We start from the raw sequence: 23,213 nt of genomic DNA on the forward strand, positions 1-23,213 counted from the left end.
CTTCCTATAGTTGTTAATTCTTCCGCCAAACGCCATCCGGCATTACAACACCATCCAGCGGCACATCAAAAGGATTAGGGTCAGCTATAGTTTCCACGGGCGGCTCCAGCGACAACCCAACTTTCAGCACATCGGGGCGGCAATCGGCCAGGAAACGATCGTAGAAGCCTTTACCGTAACCTACGCGGTGGCCAACGCTATCAAAAGCCAGTAGCGGAATCAAAACTATATCTACTTCAGGAGCTAATATGTGCTGTGCATTCTGTGGCTCTGGTATTCCCCATGGGTTTTCGATAAGTATAGCATCATCGGTGAGGTGGTGGTGCGTCAGGATATTTTGCTCCACATCGGTTACCGGCACGGCTACACGCACTTCGGGGTGCTCCAGCCGCAGCCGCTCTATTAGGGGCCAGGTATTTACTTCGTTGTTCTTAACTATAGGCAGAAACACATGCACTGTTAGACCTGCCCGCAGCGGGAAATTAGCGAAAAATTGATCCGTAATCTCTTCGCTTCGGCGCTGCACTTCGTCGGCAGGCAAGGCCCGCCGTTGCCGCAGCATCAGTTTCCGTAATTCCGCTTTCTGCATTACTCTTCTTCCAGAATGGTAAACTTAAACTCCAGCGGTTCAAAGGCATCAACCAGCGCCGGTATAAAATCCGGGTTATTTGCCTGTATAGAGAGCAGGTTATCGTGGCGCTCCTGCAGGCTGCCACCCGGGAATAATTTTTCCTTCAGGTTTTCTAACTGCTTAAAGGTTTGCTCGTGTTTACTGTCGCGGGCCTTGGTTAGCTTTTTCTCCAGTATGTGCAGGGCGTTATGCGCCTTCTGCTCTTCGGCAGCTACTGCTTTTACCAGTGTAGGGTCTATCGTTTGTGCCAGACTTTCTACTTCTTTAAAAGCTGCAACTATAGTTTGGCGCTGTGCTTCCAGGGTAATCTCTTCATCATGCAATTGCCCGGACAGGTGCTTCTTCAGCTCCAGGTATGGCTTGAATAACTCTTCTACAGTAAGACCCAGTTTATGCATGCGGCTGGCATTACCACGGTTTATGTACATGGCAGAATTGCGGAGCATCAGCAACGGGAAGGCAACGTTATAGTGCTCAAACACCTGTTTCAGCTGGAACCAGTACACCACTTCTGCCCCACCGCCAATATAGGCCAGGTTCGGTAATATCAACTCTTCATACAGCGGCCGCAGAATCACGTTCGGGCTAAATTGCTCCGGGTGTTCTTTAACCAATTGCAGTATCTCCTGCTGTGTGAAACTATAGTTTGTGTTCAGCACTTTATAGTTGTGACCTTCCTGAACTATACGCTCGCGCAATCCATCTTCTAAATAAAACAGGTTGATCTCGCGGGAATATACCTGTGGTTTGTAACCGGCTTCTTCCAGTTGTGCGCTCGTTTCTGTTACTAATTTATGCGACAGGTTTTCAGTCAGCTCTTTTTCAACTATAGGTGTCAGTGCTTTTTTTAGCTCTGCGTGGTCACCGTCTATAGTTACCAGGCCGTACTCGCCAAACAAACTATGGGTAATAGCGCGGGTGGCATCAGCTAGGGTTTTGCTGTTGCGGTAGGCTTCTTCAAACACCGGGAATTTTTCCGGAAGCTCATCCAGCAGTTGCTCCAGGCCTTCGGTTGTAAATCTACCTACAGCTCCTTTTTGTTCACTCTCCCATCTATAGCCTTTCCCGAACAAATTAAAGTGGTTGATCTCGGCAAAATCGTGGTCTTCGGTAGCCATCCAGTACACTGGCACAAAGTTATAGTTGGGGTATTGCGCCTGCAGTTGCTTACAGGTATTTATCGCCGTTACGATCTTATACACAAAGTAAAGCGGCCCTGTAAAGATGTTGAGCTGGTGACCGGTTGTGATGGTAAATGTATTGGGTTGTAGCAACAGATCCATGTTCTGCTGCACCTTTGGGTTGATCTCCGAAACTGAACTATACTGCTCCTGCAGGGCTTTGTGCAATACCTGGCGTTGCTCCTGGCTAAAGCTTTTCTCCTGCAACTGGGCTTCAAATGAAGCTATAGTTGGGAAATGGTTATAGAACGGTTTTAGCTTTTCATTCTGGGCAAGGTAATCTGCTATAGTTTGTGAGAAGGCGCCGGTGGCGGCATAATCCATCTTCGTGATCTTCATTGTTGTTACTTCCATCAATACCGGAGTTCTTTTATAGCTACTTTAACAGCTTAATCGGGTTTGTGTTTCAGGTAAACTATAGTTTACCGCGCGCACTGCAAAGTACGGCTTTTATTTTTTTGCCGGAAATTCAAGTAGCCCCCTACCCCAAGGCTTTACAGGATTTTCAGAATTGCAGGATGAGAGCATAGCATTAGCTCACAAACCAACGTAAGATGTACCTAAACTACAGGTTTTAATACCAACACTATTTTTCATAATTTAGAAAGGGATGGAGATTCTACATTGCAGGTGAATCCTGAAACCCTGATTCAGACAAACTATAAACTATAAAACTATGGGATTACTAAGTGGCCTGATGGGGCACGCATCGGAAGTGTCTATTGAAAAGCTAAATGCAGAATTTCAGCCGATTCTGCTGGATAACGAACAGATAGAGAAAGCTTACAAGCTAATCCGGGATATGCTGGTATTTACTAACAAGCGCCTGATACTGGTAAACAAGCAGGGCTTAACCGGCTCAAAAGTAGATTACCAGAGCATACCCTACAGCAGCATTAAAATGTTCTCAAAAGAAACGGCCGGCATGATGGATTTTGATGCGGAGCTGAAGATTTGGCTGACCGGCGAATCGGCACCAACTATAAAACAGGATTTCCGGAAAGGCGATAATATAAACGAAGCTTACAAAGTACTCAGTAAATACGTGCTGAAGTAACCTTACATAAACTTAAGCCAGTTTTCGGCGTCCTGCAGGGAATCAAAGCCTTTCATGATGCCGCTCTTGGCTAAGCGTATGGCTTTATCTGTTGAGAGCATACTGAAGTAATCTTTGGAATAAACTACTGCATGGTATTGCAGGCCGGCTGCTACAGAGCGCGGATTCCAATCGTAGGCGCACCACTCTGCCAGATCTGCCCACAGTCCCTGCACATGGTAGTGGTTATCAAGCAGTTTATGACAATGTTCCTTTGCTAAGAAAAACAATATCTTTTCATACCCCTCCATGATCACCTCATTTGTTAACGCACCATGCCAGTCGGCATAAATGTAATCGTCGATGGCATTGTACTCGATGGTGATATGATCGGTAGTAAGAAGTTTTATATGCTTCATGTTCAGTAAGGACGTGTTGCGGCTATATTCTGCAACTATAGTTCTCAGGGTGCTACAGTAACTACAGTTAACCTGCTGTACTTGTTTTAATAAACGACATCAATCTTTATTAGCTCAATATAGATACAGATCGGATTACAACAAAATAAAAATCGTCCTTACCGGTGCTTGCCGGTAAGGACGATTTTTATTTGAGCTATAGTTGTTTACGCTATTACTTCACCGTACAGGTCAAAGTCAGAAGAATCGGTGATCTTCACGTTTGCGAAATCTCCCAGTCTAACATAGTTGCTATCGGCAGGCACCAGCACTTCGTTGTCTACTTCCGGTGAGTCGTATTGGGTACGGCCTACAAAGTAGCCGCTTTCTTTTCTATCGAACAGTACTTTGTACGTGTTGCCTACTTTAGCTTCGTTCAGCTCTACCGAGATGCCCTGCTGCAGCTCCATAACCGCATCAGCACGCTCCTGCTTCACTTCGGCTGGCACATTGTCTTCCAACGTAAATGCGTGCGTGTTGTCTTCGTGCGAGTAGGTAAAAATGCCCAGTCTGTCAAAGCGGGTTTCTTCTACCCAGTCGTATAATTCCTGGAAATCCTGGTCTGTTTCGCCCGGGTGGCCTGCGATCAACGTTGTTCTCAACGCAATATCCGGTACGCGCTGACGAATCTGGTCTACCAGCTCAATTGTTCTGCGTTTGCTGATACCGCGGCGCATCGTCTTCAGCATGTTATCCGAGATGTGCTGCAATGGCATATCCAGGTACTTACAGATGTTGTCGCGCTCGTTCATCACGTCGAACACTTCCATCGGGAACTGTGACGGGTATGCGTACTGCATCCTGATCCACTCAATGCCATCTACGTCCGACAGGTTGCGTAACAAATCAGCTAGTTTACGTTCGCCATAATGTTGTAACCCATAGTAGGTCAGATCCTGTGCAATCAGGATAAGCTCTTTCGTTCCCATACCAGCCAGACGCTTTGCTTCGCGCACCAAGTCTTCAATCGGGCGGTCTACGTGTTTGCCACGCATTAACGGTATCGCACAGAAAGAACAAGGGCGGTTACAGCCTTCGGCAATTTTAAAGTAGGCGTAATGCGATGGCGTTGTTAGCAAGCGTTCACCAATCAGTTCATGCTTATAGTCTGCTTCCAGGGTCTTAAGCAGGCGCGGTAGTTCCAATGTACCGAAGTAAGCATCTACCTGCGGAATCTCAGCTTCCAGAGAATCTTTGTAGCGCTGCGAAAGGCAACCGGTTACGTATAGTTTATCTATCTGGCCAGCTTCTTTGGCATCTGCGTAGCGCAGAATAGTATCTATCGATTCCTGCTTGGCGTTATCAATAAAGCCGCAGGTATTCACGATAATGATGTTCGAATCATCTTTGTCAGACTCGTGCGCCACTTCAAATTCGTTGGCACGCAGCTGCCCCATCAGCACTTCCGAATCCACCAGGTTTTTAGAACAACCCAGCGTAATTACGTTTACCTTATCTTTTTTGAGAGATCTTACTTTCACGTATTAATAGCTTGCTTGGTAATTTATCAGGAACTCAATCGTCGTTACTTCGCCCTTCTTCACTTCTACCGGAAAAATGTTCATTTCTCCATCGAAAAGGTTAGCATATAGCCCCTTCTCTTCTTCTGTAAAAAGGCTATAGTTGCCGGGCTCCAGCGCAACAGAAAAGTATCCGTTAGCATCTGTAACAACCTTAGAGACTAAATTAGTTTGAATGTTGGTGTGAAAAACACCGTTTTGTGTGGTAACCTGGTTGGCATTGGTCAGCTTATAGATGTAAACTGTACGCTGCACACCACGTTTACTTTCGGTTGGGGGCGCATCCGGCGAGGGCATCCTGTTCCCGGATTCCCACAGAATACGGCCGCTTATTCCTTGTTTGATAGCTGCCTGGCTTTGCTGCACCTGCGTAGTTTCAGGTTGTGTTATAGTTCCTGTTTCTGAAGCTGTAGTTGTTTTGCCCTGCTTGCTACCGCAGCAGGCAGCCAATGTTAGCAGCATCAGAAACAGTATGCTTCTCATAACTATAGTTTACTTCTTGCGCGAGAAGAACGACTCTACAAACTGCTGCTTATCAAACAGCTGCAGGTCTTCAATTTTCTCACCCACGCCAATGTACTTCACCGGAATCTTGAACTCGTCCGAAATACCGATCACTACGCCACCTTTAGCCGTTCCATCCAGCTTAGTGATAGCCAGTGCAGTAACATCAGTAGCCTTGGTAAACTCGCGGGCTTGAATCAGGGCGTTCTGGCCTGTGCTGCCATCCAACACCAACAGTACTTCGTGCGGTGTATCTTCTGTTACCTTCTGCATCACGCGCTTGATCTTCGAAAGCTCGTTCATCAGACCAACTTTGTTGTGCAGTCGTCCAGCTGTGTCGATAATCACTACATCAGCGCCGATCTCTACACCTTTCTTCACGGCATCATACGCCACCGAAGCAGGGTCGGTGTTCATGCCATGCGATATAACCGGCACACCTACACGCTCGCCCCAGATGATCAGCTGATCCACAGCGGCAGCACGGAAGGTATCGGCAGCGCCTAACACTACTTTTTTGCCAGCCTTGTGGAATTGCGAGGCAAGCTTACCAATGGTTGTGGTTTTACCTACACCGTTTACACCTACCACCATAATCACGTATGGCTTTATACCGGCAGGCAGATCAAAGTTTGCTCCGTCGCCGGCTTTATTCTCTTCCAGCAGGGCAGCAATCTCTTCGCGCAGAATGCGGTCCAGTTCCGAAGTATTTACATACTTATCGCGGGCTACACGCTTCTCTATGCGGTCAATAATCTTTACCGTTGTCTCTACCCCTACATCGGCATGCACCAGAATTTCTTCCAGCTCGTCCAGCACATCTACATCAACAGTAGATTTACCGATAACGGCTTTGCTCAGCTGCCCAAAAAAGCTGTCCTTGGTTTTCTCAAGTCCTTTGTCCAGCGATTCCTTTTTCTTCTCTTTGCTGAAAAAGTCAAAAATTCCCATGGTGTGATCGTTGTAGGGTAAACTTTTGCGATGATACGGTAATATACTAAAAAAGTCCCAATGCAGGGACTTCTTCGTTTATCTATCTAAATAGTAGAGTAGGCTGTATTATTTTGCAAGAACTTCCTGCACTTTATCAACAGGAACCATTTCTTCTTTAAAGCTGTAAGCACCAGTTTTTGGCGACTTAACGGCTTTGATCACTTTTGCCCAGTCTTTACCTGTGGCGGTCTTTAGGGTTGCAACTACCTTCTTAGCCATGGTTATTTAATTTCTTTATGTACAGTTACTTTTTTCAACACCGGGTTATACTTCTTAAGCTCTAAACGCTCAGCCGTATTCTTTCTGTTTTTGGTAGTGATGTACCTTGAAGTTCCAGGCAGGCCAGTAGCTTTGTGCTCTGTGCATTCCATAATAACCTGGATTCTATTACCTTTTGCTTTTTTAGCCATCTCTCTAGTAATTTTTTATTTGGGACTGCAAATATAGAATCTTAAATTCTTAACTACAAACAAACTATAAATTTTATTGTAAAGTTCACCGGTGATTAACAGGGATTAAGTTAAACTTTTAGGACTAAGGAGTTGAAAAATCATTCTGTTAAAGCATGATCATGATATCATCAGCACATTATTTCCATCCTTCCATTTCAACCAGCCTGTTACTGTATCGTTACACTTGTCTATGTACTGATGGCAGGGCAAGCCTTCTTCTATAGGAGTTTCTGTATTATAAAAGCAATCATACTTTACTTTCAACCAATCTCCTTTAACTTCCATGGCACAGAACATTTCCAACCCTTCTGGTATTTTCAGTTCTCCGGACGATAAATCTGGCAGTTTCCGCAAAGGCTGATTTTTCCACTCATCTCCTAAGTCAGTGTTTCGTCTTACCCCAAATGAACTTAAAATGTAATCATACCAGGTGGTAAATTCATAACCATCTTCTACAGGCAAGTAAAACACCTGATCGTAGCCCGATAAAACTTTGTAATACTTTGTTGTCTTCGCCAAACACACAAACTGCACAATCCCGTATTCCGGACTATAGTATTTAGAACAAACAGGTTTTGGTGGTACGTCACTGGAATACATATCCCACTGCATATAGCTGCTTGTCAGAAGGCTGTCGCTGAATAGCTCAAAAGCAGCAGGAACTGAAACCAAGCCTATCCCTAATGTTTTGGTCAGATTATCATATTCACAATTGCTCGCAACTATAGATTTGACCTGTGCACTGGATGCTTTCTTAGAAGAGACAGTAGCAAGTCTACCAGTCTCTGTTTCAGAATTTGAGTTTTGATCTGGCTGTGAGCAGGCAGTGATGGCAAAAACTATAGCAAGAAACAGGAGTCTCATCAAACTATAGCTTAGGTTTACTTTATCTCTGGAAGGGTAAAATCATCGAGTGCGCTGGGTTGAGCCATCATTTGCTCGATGTCGGCTACGGTGCGGGGCGCGAGTTCAGATAAGTTCTCCCAGCCTTTTTCGGTAATTAGGATATCGTCTTCGATGCGCACACCGATGCCCCACCACTTTTTGTCGCAAGGGCTGCCTTCCGGTATATAAATTCCGGGCTCTACAGTTATAACTGTGTTGGGCTTAAACGGACCATAGGTGCCGGCATCATGTACATCCAGGCCCAGGTAATGCGAGGTGCCGTGCGGGAAATAACGGCGCGCGTCTGATTTCTTCTTTATAATACCCAGCGTCACTAATCCTTCTGCAATAACATCCTGCGCAGCCTGGCCGGGAGCCATAAACGCATTACCTACTTTGCATTGCTCAAAAGCAGCCTCCTGCGCTTTCAGCACCAGTTCGTAAATGGCTTTCTGTTCGGGAGAGAATTTGCCGTTGGCAGGAATGGTACGAGTAACATCAGCAGTATAGCCTTTGTATTCAGCACCCACGTCCATCAGCACCAGTTCGTTGTTAGCTATAGTTGGTTTGGCACTCTCAATGTAATGCAGCACACAGCCATTGTTGCCGGCCCCAACTATAGATGGGTAACCAACAAAGCGGGCACCATACTTTTTGTGTACAAACTCATGCAGGCCCTGTATCTCCAACTCCGACATACCCGGCTTCATGGCTTTCATCACCTCTATCTGCCCCTGCGCCGAGATGTTAATGGCCTTACGCAACAACGCAATCTCTTCCGGAGTTTTCTGCTCACGTAGTTGCGCCATCACCATCTGCAATCCTTTTACATCGGTCGGAGCGTTTTTAGTCTTAAACTGCTGCAGCAAACTATAGAGGTCGGCATCGTCGCGTTCGTCGTCGCGCACATCGGTTGGCAATGGCTTGGCAAATACTTGTGTAAGGCTCGCCTTATTAATATAGGATTTGAAAGCAGTATTGGGTTGTGTGGTGATGCCTAAGGTAGTCGCGGCTCCTTCCACACCCAGGCGCTTGCCGTTCCATAGTTCGGCCAGAGCGTTACTGGGCTGCACAAACAGCAGGTCCTGCACCTGCTTGCCGTCTATAGTTTGTGGCTCGGCATAAACTAAAAGCACCGCATTGGGTTCGGTGTAGCCGGTCAGGTAATAGAAATCGGGGTCCTGATGATAGTAGTGATCTACATCATTGGCGCGGTTGCGAACGGGTGCGGCAAAAAAAACAGCAACGGAGCGAGCTGGTAACTGCTTACGCAATTGCTCTCTCCGTTGCCGGTGAAATTCTTTATCTAAAGTATCAGATGGCTTGTCCGGCGATATACGCGACTGTGCGGTGGCAGCTGTTATAGTTGCCCAAACCAGCAGCACGCATAGCCGGAAGGCGGCCATTAGTACAGGATATAGCCTTGCTCTACTGCTTTGTTAAGAACAGCAGTGATACCATTCTTGTTGATAGTTCTTAAAGCTGAAGTAGAAACTTTCAGTGTGATCCAAGCTTCCTCTTCAGGGATGTAGAAACGCTTCTTCTGAAGGTTTGGATAAAATCTACGCTTCGTTTTATTGTTAGCGTGTGATACGTTATTTCCTACTTGAGGTCTTTTACCGGTTAGGTCGCAAACTCGTGCCATCTTGTATTATCTTCTAAATTATTTCAATAGGGGTGCAAATATCTGCAAAATGATACACAATGTCAAAATAGCGGGCAACATTTTTACTAAAACCGCCTTAGCAGCTGTATTATGCGCTTTTATTCCGCTGTTCTGCCTGCTTCTTTTTAAAGCCATACGGGCAATGCCGGCATCCGCTCTGGCAACAATAGCCCCGTTTCAGGTGGTACTTTGCCGTAAACACCATCAGGCCCTGCTCGTTCAGGTAGTAATCTTCTCCTTCTTTTAGCGGCTGCATCTTACCCTGCTCGTGTATCGGGTGCAAATATCCGCAAATAAAGGTCATTCGCAAAAAAACGCTTCACAATCACCTTTTTATAGTTGCCGTAATACAGTATATGCTGGTTCTTTAATTTTTATTGAGGCCGCGTTTTCTTACATTTACAACAATTAACTCTATTTTTTGTAATAGTATTTAGGGCATAGCATATCTGCGCCTGCCAGAGCTTACGTTATTTAAAACTATGAACACACAGACCATTTCTTCGAGCCAGGAAGCTATCGATATCGAGCACAAATACGGCGCTCATAACTATCATCCACTGCCTGTAGTGCTTAACCGCGGCGAGGGCGTGCACCTTTGGGATGTAGAAGGCAAACACTACTACGATTTCCTGTCGGCCTATAGTGCCGTAAACCAGGGCCACTGCCACCCGCGCATTATAAACGCCCTAACAGAGCAGGCGCAGCAGCTAACCCTTACCTCCAGGGCATTTTATAACGACAAACTGGGCGTAGCCGAGAAATACATCTGCGAGTTCTTTGGTTACGATAAAGCTTTGTACATGAACTCTGGCGCCGAAGCCGTGGAAACCGCCATTAAACTGGCGCGCAAGTGGGGCCACACTAAAAAAGGACTTGCACCGAATTCGGCTGAGATTATCGTAGTAGAACATAACTTCCATGGCCGTACAACCGGTATCATTTCCTTCTCTACCGACCCGGACTCTACCAAAGGTTTTGGACCATACATGCCAGGCTACAAAGTAATTCCTTATAACGATACAAACGCGCTGGAGCTGGCTCTGAAAGAGAACCCGAATGTGTGTGCGTTTATGGTAGAGCCTATACAAGGCGAAGCCGGCGTTATGGTACCCGACGAAGGTTACCTGGCCAAGTGCCACGCACTGTGCAAAGAATATGATGTGCTGTTCATTACTGATGAGATACAGACCGGCATTGGCCGTACCGGCAAACTACTGGCCAGCTATTACGACGATGTAAAAGCCGACATCCTGATCTTAGGCAAAGCCTTGTCGGGTGGCGTGTTACCGGTATCTTGTGTGCTGGCCAACGATGATATTATGTTGTGCATACAGCCAGGCGAGCACGGTTCTACATTTGGCGGCAACCCATTGGCTGTGGCAGTTGCCATAGCTGCCCTGGAAGTAATAAAAGACGAGAACCTCACAGAAAACGCTGAAAAACTTGGCCACATCTTCAGGGAGCGCATGAACCAGATTAAAATGGAGCGCCCGGAACTGGTAACCATAGTTCGTGGCCGCGGTTTGCTGAATGCGGTGGTAATTGAACCGACTGTAGACGGCCGCACTGCCTGGGATGTATGCGTAGAGCTGATGAACAAAGGCCTACTGGCTAAGCCAACGCATGGCGACATCATTCGTTTTGCGCCACCATTGGTCATTACCGAAGAGCAACTGCACGAATGCTGCGACATTATAGAATCGGTGCTAATGAGCTTCTAAGCAACTATAACACTATAAACTATAAAAGCGGCACTACCATGTCGCTTTTATAGTTTACAACAAATCCGGCTTACAACTGTTTTTGTACTGCAATAGAGGCAAAACCATTCAACATTCCGCAATTAAGCCGTACCTTTGCAGCACTTTGATTTACAAGCTTTTTATAGTTATTCCCTATAGATATGATAACCAGAAGACCACGCCGTAACCGCCAGAACGAAGTGATCCGGAACATGGTGGCTGAGACCACACTGGGCCTGAACGACTTCATTTTCCCGCTATTTATAATCGAAGGCCAGAACCAGAAAGTGGAGATCAGCTCGATGCCTGGCATCAACCGTTATTCCATCGATACCCTTTTAGAAGAAGTGAACAGCTGCGTAGAGTTGGGCATTAAAGCCTTTGCACCGTTTGCCAGCATACCCGAGCAGCTAAAAGACACAACAGCCACTGAAAGCTATAACCCGGATGGCCTGTTCCCGAGAGCGATCCGCGAGATCAAGAAGAATTTCCCGAATGTTGTTTTAATGACCGATGTTGCCCTGGACCCTTATAGTTCGGATGGTCATGATGGAATTGTGAAGAACGGCGAAATACTGAACGACGAAACCCTGGAAGTACTGGGCAAAATGGCCCTTGCACAGGCGCAGGCCGGCACCGATATCGTTGGCCCATCGGATATGATGGATGGTCGTGTGGCACACATCCGCAAGATGCTGGACGAAAACGGCTTTCATAAAGTAGGCATCATGAGCTATACAGCAAAATATGCCAGTTCCTTTTACGGCCCGTTCCGCGATGCCTTGGACTCTGCCCCAAAAGCAGGCGACAAGAAAACTTACCAGATGAACTTTGCCAATAGCCGCGAAGCCCTGGTAGAAGCTGAACTGGACACTGCCGAGGGAGCAGACTTCCTGATGGTGAAACCAGCCCTGGCTTACCTGGACATAATTAAACTGCTACGCGATAACTCCAACCTACCTATAGCTGCCTATAACATCAGCGGCGAGTATGCCATGGTAAAAGCGGCCGCACAAAACGGCTGGATAGACGGAGAGAAAGCGATGGTAGAAATACTAACCAGTATAAAACGTGCTGGTGCCGACGTAATCCTGACTTACTTTGCCAAGGAGTTTGCACAGTACATCCGCAAATAATACAGGTCTAAAACTATAGCTAAAGAGCACCAATGCAAGTTGGTGCTCTTTTTATTTAAAGCCTCCTAATTATCAATGTCATAACACCATACTAAATATTTATACCTAGCATCGGGCACCGTTGGCTTTATCAGGCTTTTCTTTTAACTTTAGGAACACACAACTACTTACTATTACCTTTTATGAGAAGATGGAGCCTATGGCTCGTTGCCTTGTGCCTGGCATCGAGCATCACGGCATTTGCCCAGCGCGCAGACCTACAAACAAACCAGCGGGAGCTTAACAGATTTGCATCAGCAGTAGCAAAAGACTATAAAGCCAGCAGAAGCAAAGCCCTTAAGTTGGCACGGAAGCATGGCTGGGTAGTTGAAAAAACCTTCTCAGACGGCAGACGCATATCGCTGCAGGGGCTGGATGCTACAGGCATGCCAATCTACTATATCACGTACTCCAACTCCCGCGCGGCAGCTACCCTTAGCACTGATCAACTATGGGCAGGCGGCTCCTTAGGGCTTAACCTGAGCGGTGCCAGCAATGCTGTTGCCAATAAACTGGGCATCTGGGATGGCGGCCGCGTTCGCCATACGCACCAGGAACTTACAGGCCGGGTTACTCAAAAAGATCTGGCTACTTCCAACAACGACCATGCAACTCACGTGGCAGGCACCATGATGGCAGCAGGTGTAAATCCGCAGGCCAAAGGTATGGCGCACGGCCTTAAGAACCTGCTGGCCTACGACTTTAACAACGATGCTTCCGAGATGGCTGCTGCTGCTTCAGGTCTGCTTGTCTCCAACCACTCTTACGGCAACATCAGTGGCTGGCGCTATAACAGCGACCGTAAAGGCACAGATGCCGATCCGTATTGGGAATGGTGGGGTAACCCGGATATCAGCACTACCGAAGACTTCAAGTTTGGGTATTATGATTCCGGCGCAGCATATTGGGACAAGATTGCTTTTGACGCCCCCTACTACCTGATAGTAAAAGGGGCTGGCAATAACCGCAACGAAACGGGCCCGGCTGAAGGAAAACCTTTTTATCGTCGCAACAAATCCGGCGCCTTTGAACTTGTTGCCGCACGCCCGGCAGGCATGAGCGACAACAGTGGTTATGATATTATCTCGACCACAGGAACTGCCAAAAACATCTTAACTGTAGGTGCCGTTTCCCCTGTCCCGAGCGGTTATAAAAGACCTTCTGATGTATACATCTCTGATTTCAGCAGCTGGGGGCCTACCGATGATGGCCGTATCAAGCCAGACATAGTTGGTAACGGGGTTCAGTTATTATCTGCTACAGCTACTTCTGACGATTCTTACGCGACCTATAGCGGTACTTCTATGGCATCGCCAAACGTATCAGGCTCGCTGATACTTTTACAGGAGCATTACGCCAACACCATGAACGGGAGCGTTATGCGTGCTGCAACACTAAAAGGCCTTGTGATACACACAGCAGACGAAGCAGGTGCTGCGCCTGGTCCCGACTACATCTATGGTTGGGGATTGATGAATACAGCCAGTGCTGCCAATGTGATCACACATCATAAGCGTGCTGCAAATCCTGATTACAAACACCTGCTGGAAGAAATGCAGCTGGCACAGAACCAGACACATACTATAGATGTAGTTGCATCAGGAGCCGGCCCGCTAAAAGTAACCATTTCCTGGACAGATCCTGAGGCCAATCCAATTTTGGCTACAACTGCGGCTGTACTAAACAACAGAAGCCAGCGTCTTATCAACGACCTGGATATACTGGTGGAACACAAAAATACCATTTACCAACCTTGGGTACTGGATCCAGCTAACCCTGCTAAAGCGGCAACAACAGGCAACAACCACCTCGATAACATGGAGCAGGTATTTATTGCCAATCCTATACCAGGCGAAACTTATACCATTAAAGTTTCACATAAAGGTGCACTACTAGCAAGAGGGCCGCAGGCTTTCTCGCTTATAGCCAGCGGTGTAGGTGGTTCAATTTACTGTACATCAGCGCCTTTATCTGACCAGGGTACTTATATCGAGCACGTTCTGATTAACAATGCCCCGCTTTCGCCTGCACGTACAGCCGGTTGTGCGTCTTACACCAACTATACCGAAAACATGTTCGCTATAGAGCCTAGCCAGGCCAAAACTATAACTATAAAGCCAGCTACCTGCACCACACCAGCCAGCAAAATTGCCAAAGTATTTATAGACTGGAATGGCAACGGAAGTTTTGACGATGCCGGCGAACAGGTAGCAGTATCGGGGGTGGTGACAGACAACACTGCTATTACTGCTACCATTACGGCGCCCGAACTGATTGCAACAGGTTACAAAGTACGTATGCGTGTGGTGCTGGCCGAAACAACCAATGCTGCTAGTGTATCAGCGTGCGGAACTTATGCAGCCGGCGAAACACAGGATTACCTGGTGCAGCTAGACAAACCTGCACGCGAAGTTTCTGCAGTTAGCGTTGCCCCTGTTGGCCATGCAGTCTGCGCCAGCCAGTCGCAGGCGGTGCTCGTGCGGATCAGAAACAACGGTACATCTGACCTTACAAACATTCCTGTAACTGTAACAGTTAAGAAAAAAGGAGCTGTCCATGCCCAGCTTACAGGTGTTTACAGCGACATACTACAAGCTGGCCGCGAAGATGGCATTATCCTTACAGCCTTTGCCACAGAGCCCGGCGAGACATATGAGTTAATAGCTGAAACAGGCCTGCAGGGCGATGTGATCACATCTAATAACAAAATAACCAGCAACCTGACTATAGCTATACCTGACGCTGCGCCGCAGGCTTCTGTTTTCCGTTGCGGTCACGACCCGAACTATACATTTGCAGCAACAGGTAATGGTACCGTATTCTGGTACGACTCTCCGACCAGCACAACACCGGTAGCAGCCGGTAATAATTTCCAGTTGCCGGTGAGTTATGTAGGAAATACCATGTATGCATCCCTGAACGACCTCGATATGAGTGTTGGCTACAAGACCAAAGGCGAGCTTAGCTCAGGTGGCTACAATCAGTTTACCCCGGATATATTTGTAAAAGCACATGCACCGGTTATACTCGAGAGCGCCAGGCTGTATGTGGGTTGGGGCGGCAAGGTTACCTTTTCCGTGTTTAACAAAACAAATGAGCTCGTATCGGAGAGAACATTACAGGTAACCGCAACACGCACTGTGCCTGCCCGTGGCGAAGCAATAAATGACCCTAACGACAAAGGCGAAGTGCATTACCTGGGGCTGGAACTTCCGGCTGCCGGGGAATACAGAATCGTTACTACATACGGTGAAGAGGCAACACTTTTCAGAAACAACCAGGCACGCGTAGCTTACCCGGTGGGCAAGCCGAATGTGTTTACCATCACCGGAAACTCCGCCGACCCGAATCCTGAGACCTATTACTACTACTTCTACGACCTGAAAGTAAAAGCCCTGGGTTGTAAGAGCGAGCGCGTACAGGTACAAATTAAGGGAGCCACGCCACTTGAACTGCCGGTTGTTTCGCGTACAGGCCATACGCTCCGCTCCAGCGCACCAGAGGGCAACCAATGGTACCTGAATGGCCAGGCTATAGCTGGCGCAACAAACCAGGAGCTTATTCCAACTGAAAGCGGCAAGTATTCTGTAATTGTAGAAAGAGAGGGCTGCTTCTCGGAAGAATCGGTTACTTATACTTACAACTATAAACAAGGCCAGGAGCCTTTAGGAACCGACTTTATTGCTTACCCGAACCCAAGCTCCGGCACATTTACCCTGGCAGGCGAGTTAGCTGTTACCGATGTAGTGAGCTATACCATTTACGATATGCTGGGCAACACACTGCGCAGCGGTAACATCGACAACTTTAACGGGCAGTATGAGGTGAGCCTGGATATGGGAAAAGCTGCTTCAGGTATGTACCTGCTGCGCATCCAGAAGAACGATGATGTAACCGTGAAAAGACTTGTTCTGCAACGCTAAGCAACGCTAAGCAACAAACTATAGCAACAAACTATAGCAACAAACTATAGCAACAAACTATAGCAACAAACTATAGCAACAAACTATAGCAACAAACTATAGCAACAAACTATAGCAACAAACTATAGCAACAAACTATAGCAACAAAAAGGCCCTGCATAAGCAGGGCCTTTTTGTTGCTATACTATCTAAAGGTTATACTTTCCGCTTCCCGAATCTGTTCTTCAGTGTCAGGTAATCGATGTAATAAAGAACTTTAACCGACAGCATATTGGATTGGGGCGACTTGAAGGTATGATTCACGTTATCGAAGTACCTTGGCTTAATGATGGAGGACTCTTCCAGGAAGGCATCTTTCCAGACAATTGCCAACTCGCTGCCTGGGGCAAACCACCACGAGTATTCCATATCCAGGTTAAAGGAGTTGAAATTGCGATCAGGCTTTTTCTCATAGTGCTCGGGCACATAGTTCGACTGTATCAGCCCGCCGTCCGGAAGCAGGTTATAGTAGTTGCTATGGTACACTTTAGACCAGTTATGGCGCACCACCAGAGACAGTGACATTTTGTTATTGAACACATACTGCATCTGCAGGCTGTTCGACACATCATCTACTTTGCGGAGACCGAATATGATGCTATCGCCTTCAATTTTAACAGGATCATAAAGTCCCTTTTTCCCATCAAGGTTATCGGCATAACCTATGTCATTATTCCTGTAGCCCTTATTGAATCTGTAAACCAACAACAGCTTATCGTTTGGCCGGTAACGTGGCGAAATGCCGTAGCCAAAATTATGGCGATTGTGCTCATCAAACCAACGATAGTCCATGCTTACATCCAGTGCAAACTTTTTGCTGTAGTTAGATGAGATATACCCGCCTACAGAATAGTTTACCGGATACTCATAGTACCAGCCTTTGACGCGCGGCTCAAAGAAGTCGTAGGTTTTAACAGGTTCCAGGTTTGCATAAAGCCCGGCACCCAGAAAACCCTTGAAGGTACCATTGATATTGGAATAGATTACAAAGTTCTGGAAGGTGCCTGGCTCGTAGCGGCGAGCATAAATAGCACCAACGTTGGTATACAGATTCAGAAGCTTCCAGAATGGCTGGTAGATGTTATACTGAAACTCTACATTTTCTTCGATGCTGTTGTTAGAGAACAGAATGCCCAGGTCGTTCGGGTTGTAGGTATCAGACTCTACTGAGTGGCGGTAACTATAGGTAAAATTGCCGCTTGTTTTACCAACTCCCAGACTATACATATAGCCTAGCTCTGTATCGTCAGTATGATAGCGCTGGCTAAGAGCAGCCTTGCCATCAAAGGCAAATTTGTTGCCTTTGGTATTTAACCGAAGCAGCAAGCCGGTCAGGTTGGCGTCGTAGGTGCTGCCCTGCCGCATTACGTTTGTGTTTACAAAGGTTATGTAGGAGTTATTCTTCAGCGATTGGTCCAGCACGGTTACGTTATAGTTGGTGAGCGGCTGGGTTTCGCGCTCGTACTCCGCTCCGCTTATCGTGTCGCGCAGGGTGGCATAAGAGCGGCCTACCACCGCGTTAAAAACTCCTATACCAAGCCCGGAGCGCGTCCGACCGGAGATCTTTGTTCCGTTTATCATACGGGTCTCTACCGGGTTTTCGGCAACTATAACGTGCTCCGGCAAGTCGTCACCGGCCTTGCCAAAGTTAACGGGCCTTCCCCCTATCCGGCGGGAGTAGAAAAAATTACCTTTGTTAAACAGCTCCGTACCCTCCAGAAAGAAAGGCCTGTTCTCGTTGTACTGTATCTCGAAAGGTGAAAGATTAAGAATCTGGTTATCTGACGGCACCTGGCTAAAGTCAGGCACCAGGGTCATATCCAATGTAAACGCATCGCTGATACCATACTTCAGGTCCATGCCACCGCTAAAGTTCACGTCGTTTTTATACTGCTCCTTGCCACCTTCCTGTGTACCACTCGGAAAGCGCTCAGCATTAGCAGAAACATAGGGCGCAAAAGACAGACGAACAGGAGGAGTTATGTTCTTAATGCCATAGAGCAGCCCCCACTGGTTCACAAATCCATCTTTGGCCGGATCTACGTGGTTCCAGAAATAGCCCTGCCGGGTAGCCTGCCGGTTACGCATAAAATTTAAGCCCCACAGCTGTTCGGGCCGCGCACTAAACCTGATAGCCGAGTAAGGAATCTTGAACTCAGCTACCCACTTATTGCCCTGAATACTGGTACTGCTTTCCCATACAGCATTCCAGCTAAAATCTTCGCCTGTTGCAGAATATCGTGCATCTAATTGCACTCCGGCAGGTGTAATAAAAAAGCCGTAGCCATTTATCTCATCCTTATAAGTATCCAGAAACACGCCAAACCAGTCAGCATTACCCAGGTCATCGCGCTGGCTCAGGCTTTTAAAAATACTGTCCGGCGCGGCATCCTGCATCACGGCGCCTACATAAATGGCTTCATCGTCATACATGATCTTTACCTGTGTCGGAAACCTCTCCTTAGGGCCCGGATTAGGCCGATTCTGGATAAAGTCAGTAGCGATCTGTGCCTGTTGCCATTCCGGTTCATCTAATACTCCATCTATTTTAGGAGCGGTGGTTACGCGTTGTGCGGTCAGTTCTTTACGTGGCGCTGCAGCCTGGGAATTTTTAGCGGCCTGCCCCACGGCCGGCAGACTGGTGGTAATCAGGCAGAACAAGCAGAGAAACTGCAAGATGGCTGCAGGTAAAATTCTTTTCATAGTTACGTAGCGCACAAGTATAGTTCTAATACAAAAGTAGCTTTTTATCAGTATGTGAGAGTTGTCCGGCTCCATAAAGATGGAGAAAAAGTAAAAATAGTTGCTTTAAAAGTCCTAGGTCAGAAAATAAAAAAAGCCACACCTGCGGGCGTGGCTCCAATAACTACCGTTTTGCAGCTAAACTATAGCTACAGGTCTTCCTCGCGCACCAGCATCAGTACTGCCGATTGCGGAACTATAAAATACTTTTCACCCAGGTAATTGATCTCGATGGCATCGCGCTGCAGGTAGATGGCCAGGTCGCCTTCTTTGGCCTGAAGCGGAATGTAGCGCACGTTTTCGGCGTCTTCGCCCCAGATCTCTTCATCCAGGCCATAGTCGGTCGGCACAGGGTAGCCGGGACCGGCTTTCATCACATAACCTTCCTGCACCTTCTCTTTCTCCTGCACGCCTGGCGGCAGGTACAAACCGCTTTTGGTTTGCTCCCGCGATGTTGTGGGTTTTATTAGTACACGGTCTCCAACTATAATGATCTTCTCCAGCTTGTTCTTTTCTGAAATTCTCATGGGTAAGCTAAGCATATTAAAAAGGGTCGGCAATTACTTTAAAACGGATAGTTGTAACCACATTTAGCACAGTATCCACCTTTTCGCGCAGTACCAGACGCGTATGTATGGTATAAGCTTCTTTTTTCAAGTACTCATCCAGGCGGGTGTTGGTCCGGTTCAGGTTCACGGAATAGTTAAGGGTAGAATCGTTTGCCGGATTATTCTCTATAAAAGCTACCCGCACCTCGTCCAGTCCATCCGCGGACATATACACATCTGCACTCTCCAGAAAATCGAAGTCTTGTTTGGTACTATCGGTAAGACTCAGGTTAAATTTATCCAGTGTTATCTCCTGCACAAACGCTGCACGCGTACGGTTTCGCTCAAATGTGGTATCAGCATGCGTGATGATAGTGATCGTATCCAGTTCCAGCATCTTACCGGTTGGCAACTTTGGTGTTAGGCGTAGCTCCTTATTTTTGTTGATGTAAAATACAAAGCGCTCGTCCAGCGTATCACAGGCTGCAACCACAACTATAACCAGCAGTAAGGCCGCCGCAAAGAACTTTTTCATAGGCAGGAAGGTATCGTAAAAATGGCCGGACCTACTACTTGTGCGTAATGGCTCCGGCCTTCAAAACTATAGTTTAATCCATCATGTCGGCCGCACGCGGGCCGTTTGTGTCGTGGCTGTCGTTCCAGCTCATCGGGTAGTTCTTATCCATCAGGCCGGCAGCGTATTCGGTTAAGTGCAGTGGCTTAAAGGTATCGATCATCACAGCGTATTCGTGTGTTTCTTTTTTGCCGATGCTTGCCTCTACCGTACCCGGGTGCGGCCCATGTGGTATACCGCCCGGATGTATGGTAAACGATGCCCTGTCTACGCCTTTACGGCTCATGAAATCACCTTCCACATAATAGAGCACCTCATCGGAGTCTACGTTGGAGTGGTTGTACGGTGCCGGTATGGCCAGCGGATGGTAATCGAACAGCCTTGGCACAAACGAGCAGATCACGAAGTTATGTGCCTCAAAGGTCTGGTGTACCGGTGGTGGCTGATGAATGCGGCCCGTTATCGGCTCAAAATCATAGATAGAGAAGGCATACGGAAAGAAGAAGCCATCCCAGCCTACGGCATCAAACGGACTGAACTCATAATAATACTGGTGCAGGTAGCCTTCTTTTTTGATCTGTACACGGTACTCGCCTTTTTCGGTTTCGGTTATCAGCTCTACTGGCGGGCGCATGTCGCGCTCACAAAACGGCGAATGCTCCAGCAACTGCCCGAAGTGGTTGCGATAGCGGCGCGGCGTTTCTATCGGGCTGTGGCTTTCTATAATCAGCAGTCTTACATCGCCTTCATCGAACCGGAACTTGTGAATAACCGTGCGCGGAATTACCAGGTAATCGCCGGGCTTAAACGGGATGCGGCCCATCTGGGTGAGCAGGTCGCCGGAGCCATCGTGCACGAACACTACTTCATCGCTGGCAGCATTTTTATAGTAGTAGTTCATGTCGCGTTCGCTCGGGTTGCAGATGCTGATATCCACATCGTTGTTGAGCAGCACGGTTTTGCGGGCGTCCAGGTAATCGGTACCGGTAACTTTAACATCGAGGGTGCGCAGGTGGTGCGGAGCCAGCTTTATACCTTCGGCTATAGTGGGTTTAAAGGGCACAGGCTCCTCTATGCGGCTTATCTTGGTTGGCGGATTGATGTGGTACAACAGCGACGACACGCCACTAAAGCCCAGCGTGCCTACCAGTTGCTCGGCATATAGGCTGCCATCAGGCTGCCGGAACTGTGTGTGTCGTTTGTGCGGGATCTCGCCCAGTTTATAATAGAATGCCATGCGTTACTGCTATAAGGTTATAGTTTAACTATAGTAAGCTTTACAAATGTACAAATAATTACACACCGCCTTTTGCCAGTTTCTGTGCTCTGTTAAACTGTTTAAGCGCCGTTTGAAACTCCTCATCAGCCTCATGCAGCACAGGGTAAAAACCAGTATTACCATACACGCTGCGCGCTATAAAAGCTTTCAGGTTATTTCGGATCAGTTCTTTAGAACGGTTAAACTCCGCTGCATTGTATTTCACTTCGCTTCGGGTTGCCAGCTTCACCACATCCTGCAGCATTTTATCTGTCACTTCAAACGATTTTCTGAACTGTGCAAACTGCATCTTCTCCAGTTCCTTTTGGTTCTGCTTATAGTAGGACAGGGCATATTCGCGGAGCACGTTGTTGCTGTATAACTGGCTCAGGTACTCTGAAAAAGCAGAAGTATCCTGCGGCACAAAAACATCAGGCATAATACCACCGCCACCATACACCACACGACCGCGGGATGTTTTAAACTTAAGCGAATCCACAAACAGGCTGCTGTCCGGGTGGAAAAACTCGCCACGCTCGAGGCGGTTCAGCAGATCTTTTCCGTATTCTTTAGTCCCGTTTGCATATGTTTTCTGAATAGAGCGGCCGCTTGGCGTATAGTACCTCGATATAGTCAGGCGCAGCTCCGATCCATCGTTAAGCGGGATAGGCATTTGCACCAGCCCTTTGCCAAACGAACGGCGCCCAACTATAAGTCCGCGGTCGTTGTCCTGCACGGCGCCGGCCACAATCTCAGAAGCCGAAGCACTGCCCTCATCCAGCAGAATGATCAGCGGGCCATTTTCGAAATCGCCTTTGGTGCGGGCGAAGGTTTTAGAGTCGTAACGTGTGCCTTTGCCATCGGTGTAAACCAGCAGCTTGTTACCAGACAGGAACTCATCAGCCATGCGGGTGGCGTGGTCCATGTAGCCGCCGGGGTTGCCGCGCAGGTCCAGAATAAGCTGGTTCATGCCTTTTTTCTTCAGTCCGGCCAACGCTTCCTTAAACTCATCAAACGTATGGGCCGAAAAACGGCTTACTTTAATATAACCTGTCTTGTCGTTTACCATGTAGCTCACATCCACCGACACTGTTGGAATCTTATCGCGCTTAATAGCAAACGGCAGCAGCTTCTGGTTATCGCGGCGCATGATGTCCAGCTTTACTTCAGAGCCTTTTTTACCGCGCAAACGCTTAAACACACCTTCGTTGGTAATGCCTGTGCCTGCCACGGTCTCCCCGTTCACTCTTATAATCTTGTCCCCGGCCATTAATCCGGCAGCTTCTGAAGGGCCACCGCTCAGTGGGGTGATCACATAAATGGTATCCTTAAAAATGTTGAACTCTACACCGATGCCTTCAAAGTCGCCTTCGAGGTACGAGCGGGCCATGGCCATGTCTTTTGCCGGAATATACGATGTGTGTGGGTCCAGCTTCTCCAGCATCTGGGTTATAGCGTGGTCAGTCAGAGCTTCTATGTTCACGGTATCCACGTAGTCGCGGTCTATGTAGCTCAGGACGTCGCGAAACTTCAGGTAGCTTTTGGCGGTATCCTGCGGGTTGGTGGTAGACGGTGAAAACGTGTTGGCACCTATCAGCACCCCGGCTGCTAGGGCCAGTGCAAACAGCAATGGCATCTTTATCTGCATAGGCGAGTTTCGGACTGCTCTCTTTTCCTCGTCTTGTTCCATTTTGCTCATAGTTAACTCTTTAAGTGTGCATTATCCAGTCCAAAAACCGGGCCGGCCATGTCTGTTGCTATAAATATACAGAAGGGCTCCTTATCTATACAAATACAAATTTAACATGGTTGCGTTCTGCCCCACTACTACAGCTGATGTTATAGTTTAAGAGTTAAGGAGTTTGGGAGTTAGAGAGTCGCAG

General features: G+C 47.6%; 21 protein-coding genes. 4 read left to right on the forward strand and 17 right to left on the reverse strand.

All coding sequences use genetic code 11. The features are described 5' to 3' along the window. Window positions 1–13: 13 nt before the first annotated feature. The gene (locus tag GXP69_RS00260; RefSeq protein WP_163910786.1) at window positions 14–589 is read right to left on the reverse strand and encodes a 5-formyltetrahydrofolate cyclo-ligase; all 576 of its coding nucleotides are present in this window, start codon (window positions 587–589) and stop codon (window positions 14–16) included. Further along, the gene (bshC, locus tag GXP69_RS00265; protein WP_163910788.1) at window positions 589–2,166 is read right to left on the reverse strand and encodes a bacillithiol biosynthesis cysteine-adding enzyme BshC; all 1,578 of its coding nucleotides are present in this window, start codon (window positions 2,164–2,166) and stop codon (window positions 589–591) included. Before bshC ends, GXP69_RS00260 begins: the two co-directional genes overlap by 1 nt. A 322-nt stretch (window positions 2,167–2,488) precedes the next feature. On the opposite strand from bshC, the gene GXP69_RS00270 reads away from it, so the two are divergent. Continuing rightward, window positions 2,489–2,869, forward strand: a complete 381-nt coding sequence (locus GXP69_RS00270; RefSeq protein WP_235925515.1) for a PH domain-containing protein — start codon at window positions 2,489–2,491, stop codon at window positions 2,867–2,869. Between the two features lie 2 nt (window positions 2,870–2,871). Here GXP69_RS00270 and GXP69_RS00275 read toward each other — a convergent pair whose 3' ends face one another. The 10 genes from GXP69_RS00275 to GXP69_RS00320 form a co-directional block, all read right to left on the reverse strand. Beyond that, complete coding sequence (locus GXP69_RS00275; protein WP_163910791.1) at window positions 2,872–3,267, reverse strand: hypothetical protein; 396 nt, start codon at window positions 3,265–3,267, stop codon at window positions 2,872–2,874. 206 nt (window positions 3,268–3,473) lie between these two features. Then, window positions 3,474–4,787 carry a 30S ribosomal protein S12 methylthiotransferase RimO gene (rimO, locus tag GXP69_RS00280; protein WP_163910794.1) on the reverse strand — a complete coding sequence of 438 codons (1,314 nt, stop codon included), beginning with the start codon at window positions 4,785–4,787 and terminating at the stop codon, window positions 3,474–3,476. A 3-nt stretch (window positions 4,788–4,790) separates the two neighbouring features. Beyond that, the gene (locus tag GXP69_RS00285) at window positions 4,791–5,309 is read right to left on the reverse strand and encodes a carboxypeptidase-like regulatory domain-containing protein (protein ID WP_204281873.1); all 519 of its coding nucleotides are present in this window, start codon (window positions 5,307–5,309) and stop codon (window positions 4,791–4,793) included. A 9-nt stretch (window positions 5,310–5,318) separates the two neighbouring features. Beyond that, on the reverse strand, window positions 5,319–6,281 hold the full coding sequence (gene ftsY / locus GXP69_RS00290) for a signal recognition particle-docking protein FtsY (RefSeq protein WP_163910797.1): 963 nt from the start codon (window positions 6,279–6,281) through the stop codon (window positions 5,319–5,321). A 108-nt stretch (window positions 6,282–6,389) separates the two neighbouring features. Next, window positions 6,390–6,542: a DUF4295 domain-containing protein gene (locus GXP69_RS00295; protein WP_162346559.1), complete on the reverse strand. Its 153-nt coding sequence runs from the start codon at window positions 6,540–6,542 to the stop codon at window positions 6,390–6,392. A 2-nt stretch (window positions 6,543–6,544) separates the two neighbouring features. After that, a complete protein-coding gene (rpmG, locus tag GXP69_RS00300; protein ID WP_163910800.1) occupies window positions 6,545–6,733 on the reverse strand; it encodes a 50S ribosomal protein L33 in 189 nt (62 codons plus the stop codon). 159 nt (window positions 6,734–6,892) lie between these two features. Then, window positions 6,893–7,639: a hypothetical protein gene (locus GXP69_RS00305; protein ID WP_163910803.1), complete on the reverse strand. Its 747-nt coding sequence runs from the start codon at window positions 7,637–7,639 to the stop codon at window positions 6,893–6,895. 17 nt (window positions 7,640–7,656) lie between these two features. Beyond that, on the reverse strand, window positions 7,657–9,066 hold the full coding sequence (locus GXP69_RS00310) for an aminopeptidase P N-terminal domain-containing protein (RefSeq protein ID WP_163910806.1): 1,410 nt from the start codon (window positions 9,064–9,066) through the stop codon (window positions 7,657–7,659). Beyond that, window positions 9,066–9,305: a 50S ribosomal protein L28 gene (rpmB, locus tag GXP69_RS00315; protein WP_163910809.1), complete on the reverse strand. Its 240-nt coding sequence runs from the start codon at window positions 9,303–9,305 to the stop codon at window positions 9,066–9,068. The genes GXP69_RS00310 and rpmB overlap by 1 nt, the downstream gene beginning before the upstream one ends. 109 nt (window positions 9,306–9,414) lie before the next feature. After that, complete coding sequence (locus GXP69_RS00320; RefSeq protein ID WP_163912865.1) at window positions 9,415–9,582, reverse strand: DUF5522 domain-containing protein; 168 nt, start codon at window positions 9,580–9,582, stop codon at window positions 9,415–9,417. Window positions 9,583–9,808: 226 nt separating this feature from the next. On the opposite strand from GXP69_RS00320, the gene rocD reads away from it, so the two are divergent. The 3 genes from rocD to GXP69_RS00335 all read left to right on the forward strand — a co-directional run bounded on the left by rocD (window position 9,809) and on the right by GXP69_RS00335 (window position 16,169). Continuing rightward, on the forward strand, window positions 9,809–11,050 hold the full coding sequence (gene rocD / locus GXP69_RS00325; RefSeq protein WP_163910812.1) for an ornithine--oxo-acid transaminase: 1,242 nt from the start codon (window positions 9,809–9,811) through the stop codon (window positions 11,048–11,050). A gap of 182 nt (window positions 11,051–11,232) precedes the next feature. Continuing rightward, a complete protein-coding gene (hemB, locus tag GXP69_RS00330; RefSeq protein WP_163910815.1) occupies window positions 11,233–12,207 on the forward strand; it encodes a porphobilinogen synthase in 975 nt (324 codons plus the stop codon). A 182-nt stretch (window positions 12,208–12,389) separates the two neighbouring features. Beyond that, the gene (locus GXP69_RS00335; RefSeq protein ID WP_163910816.1) at window positions 12,390–16,169 is read left to right on the forward strand and encodes a S8 family serine peptidase; all 3,780 of its coding nucleotides are present in this window, start codon (window positions 12,390–12,392) and stop codon (window positions 16,167–16,169) included. Between the two features lie 195 nt (window positions 16,170–16,364). Here the strand turns inward: GXP69_RS00335 and GXP69_RS00340 are convergent, their stop codons facing one another. From GXP69_RS00340 to GXP69_RS00360, 5 genes are all read right to left on the reverse strand, one after another. Continuing rightward, window positions 16,365–18,911 (reverse strand): DUF5916 domain-containing protein, encoded by a 2,547-nt coding sequence (locus tag GXP69_RS00340; protein WP_163910819.1) that lies wholly within the window; start codon window positions 18,909–18,911, stop codon window positions 16,365–16,367. A 188-nt stretch (window positions 18,912–19,099) separates the two neighbouring features. Further along, window positions 19,100–19,477 carry a co-chaperone GroES gene (locus GXP69_RS00345; protein WP_163910822.1) on the reverse strand — a complete coding sequence of 126 codons (378 nt, stop codon included), beginning with the start codon at window positions 19,475–19,477 and terminating at the stop codon, window positions 19,100–19,102. Window positions 19,478–19,493: 16 nt separating this feature from the next. Beyond that, entirely contained in the window at window positions 19,494–20,033 is a 540-nt protein-coding gene (locus GXP69_RS00350) for a hypothetical protein (RefSeq protein WP_163910825.1), read from the reverse strand. A 73-nt stretch (window positions 20,034–20,106) separates the two neighbouring features. Beyond that, window positions 20,107–21,309 (reverse strand): homogentisate 1,2-dioxygenase, encoded by a 1,203-nt coding sequence (locus GXP69_RS00355; RefSeq protein ID WP_163910827.1) that lies wholly within the window; start codon window positions 21,307–21,309, stop codon window positions 20,107–20,109. A 58-nt stretch (window positions 21,310–21,367) separates the two neighbouring features. Then, a complete protein-coding gene (locus GXP69_RS00360) occupies window positions 21,368–23,029 on the reverse strand; it encodes a S41 family peptidase (protein ID WP_235925516.1) in 1,662 nt (553 codons plus the stop codon). Window positions 23,030–23,213: the final 184 nt, after the last annotated feature.

This window comes from Pontibacter burrus (assembly GCF_010686685.1).
Taxonomy (GTDB): domain Bacteria; phylum Bacteroidota; class Bacteroidia; order Cytophagales; family Hymenobacteraceae; genus Pontibacter; species Pontibacter burrus.

Coding starts and splice junctions, on each gene's coding strand:
- GXP69_RS00320 (WP_163912865.1), bottom strand. CDS start 9,582: ATGCAGCCGCTAAAAGAAGGAGAAGATTACTACCTGAACGAGCAGGGC.
- GXP69_RS00310 (WP_163910806.1), bottom strand. CDS start 9,066: ATGGCCGCCTTCCGGCTATGCGTGCTGCTGGTTTGGGCAACTATAACA.
- rpmG (WP_163910800.1), bottom strand. CDS start 6,733: ATGGCTAAAAAAGCAAAAGGTAATAGAATCCAGGTTATTATGGAATGC.
- GXP69_RS00270 (WP_235925515.1), top strand. CDS start 2,489: ATGGGATTACTAAGTGGCCTGATGGGGCACGCATCGGAAGTGTCTATT.
- rocD (WP_163910812.1), top strand. CDS start 9,809: ATGAACACACAGACCATTTCTTCGAGCCAGGAAGCTATCGATATCGAG.
- GXP69_RS00305 (WP_163910803.1), bottom strand. CDS start 7,639: ATGAGACTCCTGTTTCTTGCTATAGTTTTTGCCATCACTGCCTGCTCA.
- GXP69_RS00295 (WP_162346559.1), bottom strand. CDS start 6,542: ATGGCTAAGAAGGTAGTTGCAACCCTAAAGACCGCCACAGGTAAAGAC.
- rpmB (WP_163910809.1), bottom strand. CDS start 9,305: ATGGCACGAGTTTGCGACCTAACCGGTAAAAGACCTCAAGTAGGAAAT.
- GXP69_RS00355 (WP_163910827.1), bottom strand. CDS start 21,309: ATGGCATTCTATTATAAACTGGGCGAGATCCCGCACAAACGACACACA.
- GXP69_RS00345 (WP_163910822.1), bottom strand. CDS start 19,477: ATGAGAATTTCAGAAAAGAACAAGCTGGAGAAGATCATTATAGTTGGA.
- GXP69_RS00260 (WP_163910786.1), bottom strand. CDS start 589: ATGCAGAAAGCGGAATTACGGAAACTGATGCTGCGGCAACGGCGGGCC.
- ftsY (WP_163910797.1), bottom strand. CDS start 6,281: ATGGGAATTTTTGACTTTTTCAGCAAAGAGAAGAAAAAGGAATCGCTG.
- GXP69_RS00285 (WP_204281873.1), bottom strand. CDS start 5,309: ATGAGAAGCATACTGTTTCTGATGCTGCTAACATTGGCTGCCTGCTGC.
- GXP69_RS00340 (WP_163910819.1), bottom strand. CDS start 18,911: ATGAAAAGAATTTTACCTGCAGCCATCTTGCAGTTTCTCTGCTTGTTC.
- bshC (WP_163910788.1), bottom strand. CDS start 2,166: ATGGAAGTAACAACAATGAAGATCACGAAGATGGATTATGCCGCCACC.
- GXP69_RS00360 (WP_235925516.1), bottom strand. CDS start 23,029: ATGAGCAAAATGGAACAAGACGAGGAAAAGAGAGCAGTCCGAAACTCG.
- GXP69_RS00275 (WP_163910791.1), bottom strand. CDS start 3,267: ATGAAGCATATAAAACTTCTTACTACCGATCATATCACCATCGAGTAC.
- GXP69_RS00350 (WP_163910825.1), bottom strand. CDS start 20,033: ATGAAAAAGTTCTTTGCGGCGGCCTTACTGCTGGTTATAGTTGTGGTT.
- hemB (WP_163910815.1), top strand. CDS start 11,233: ATGATAACCAGAAGACCACGCCGTAACCGCCAGAACGAAGTGATCCGG.
- GXP69_RS00335 (WP_163910816.1), top strand. CDS start 12,390: ATGAGAAGATGGAGCCTATGGCTCGTTGCCTTGTGCCTGGCATCGAGC.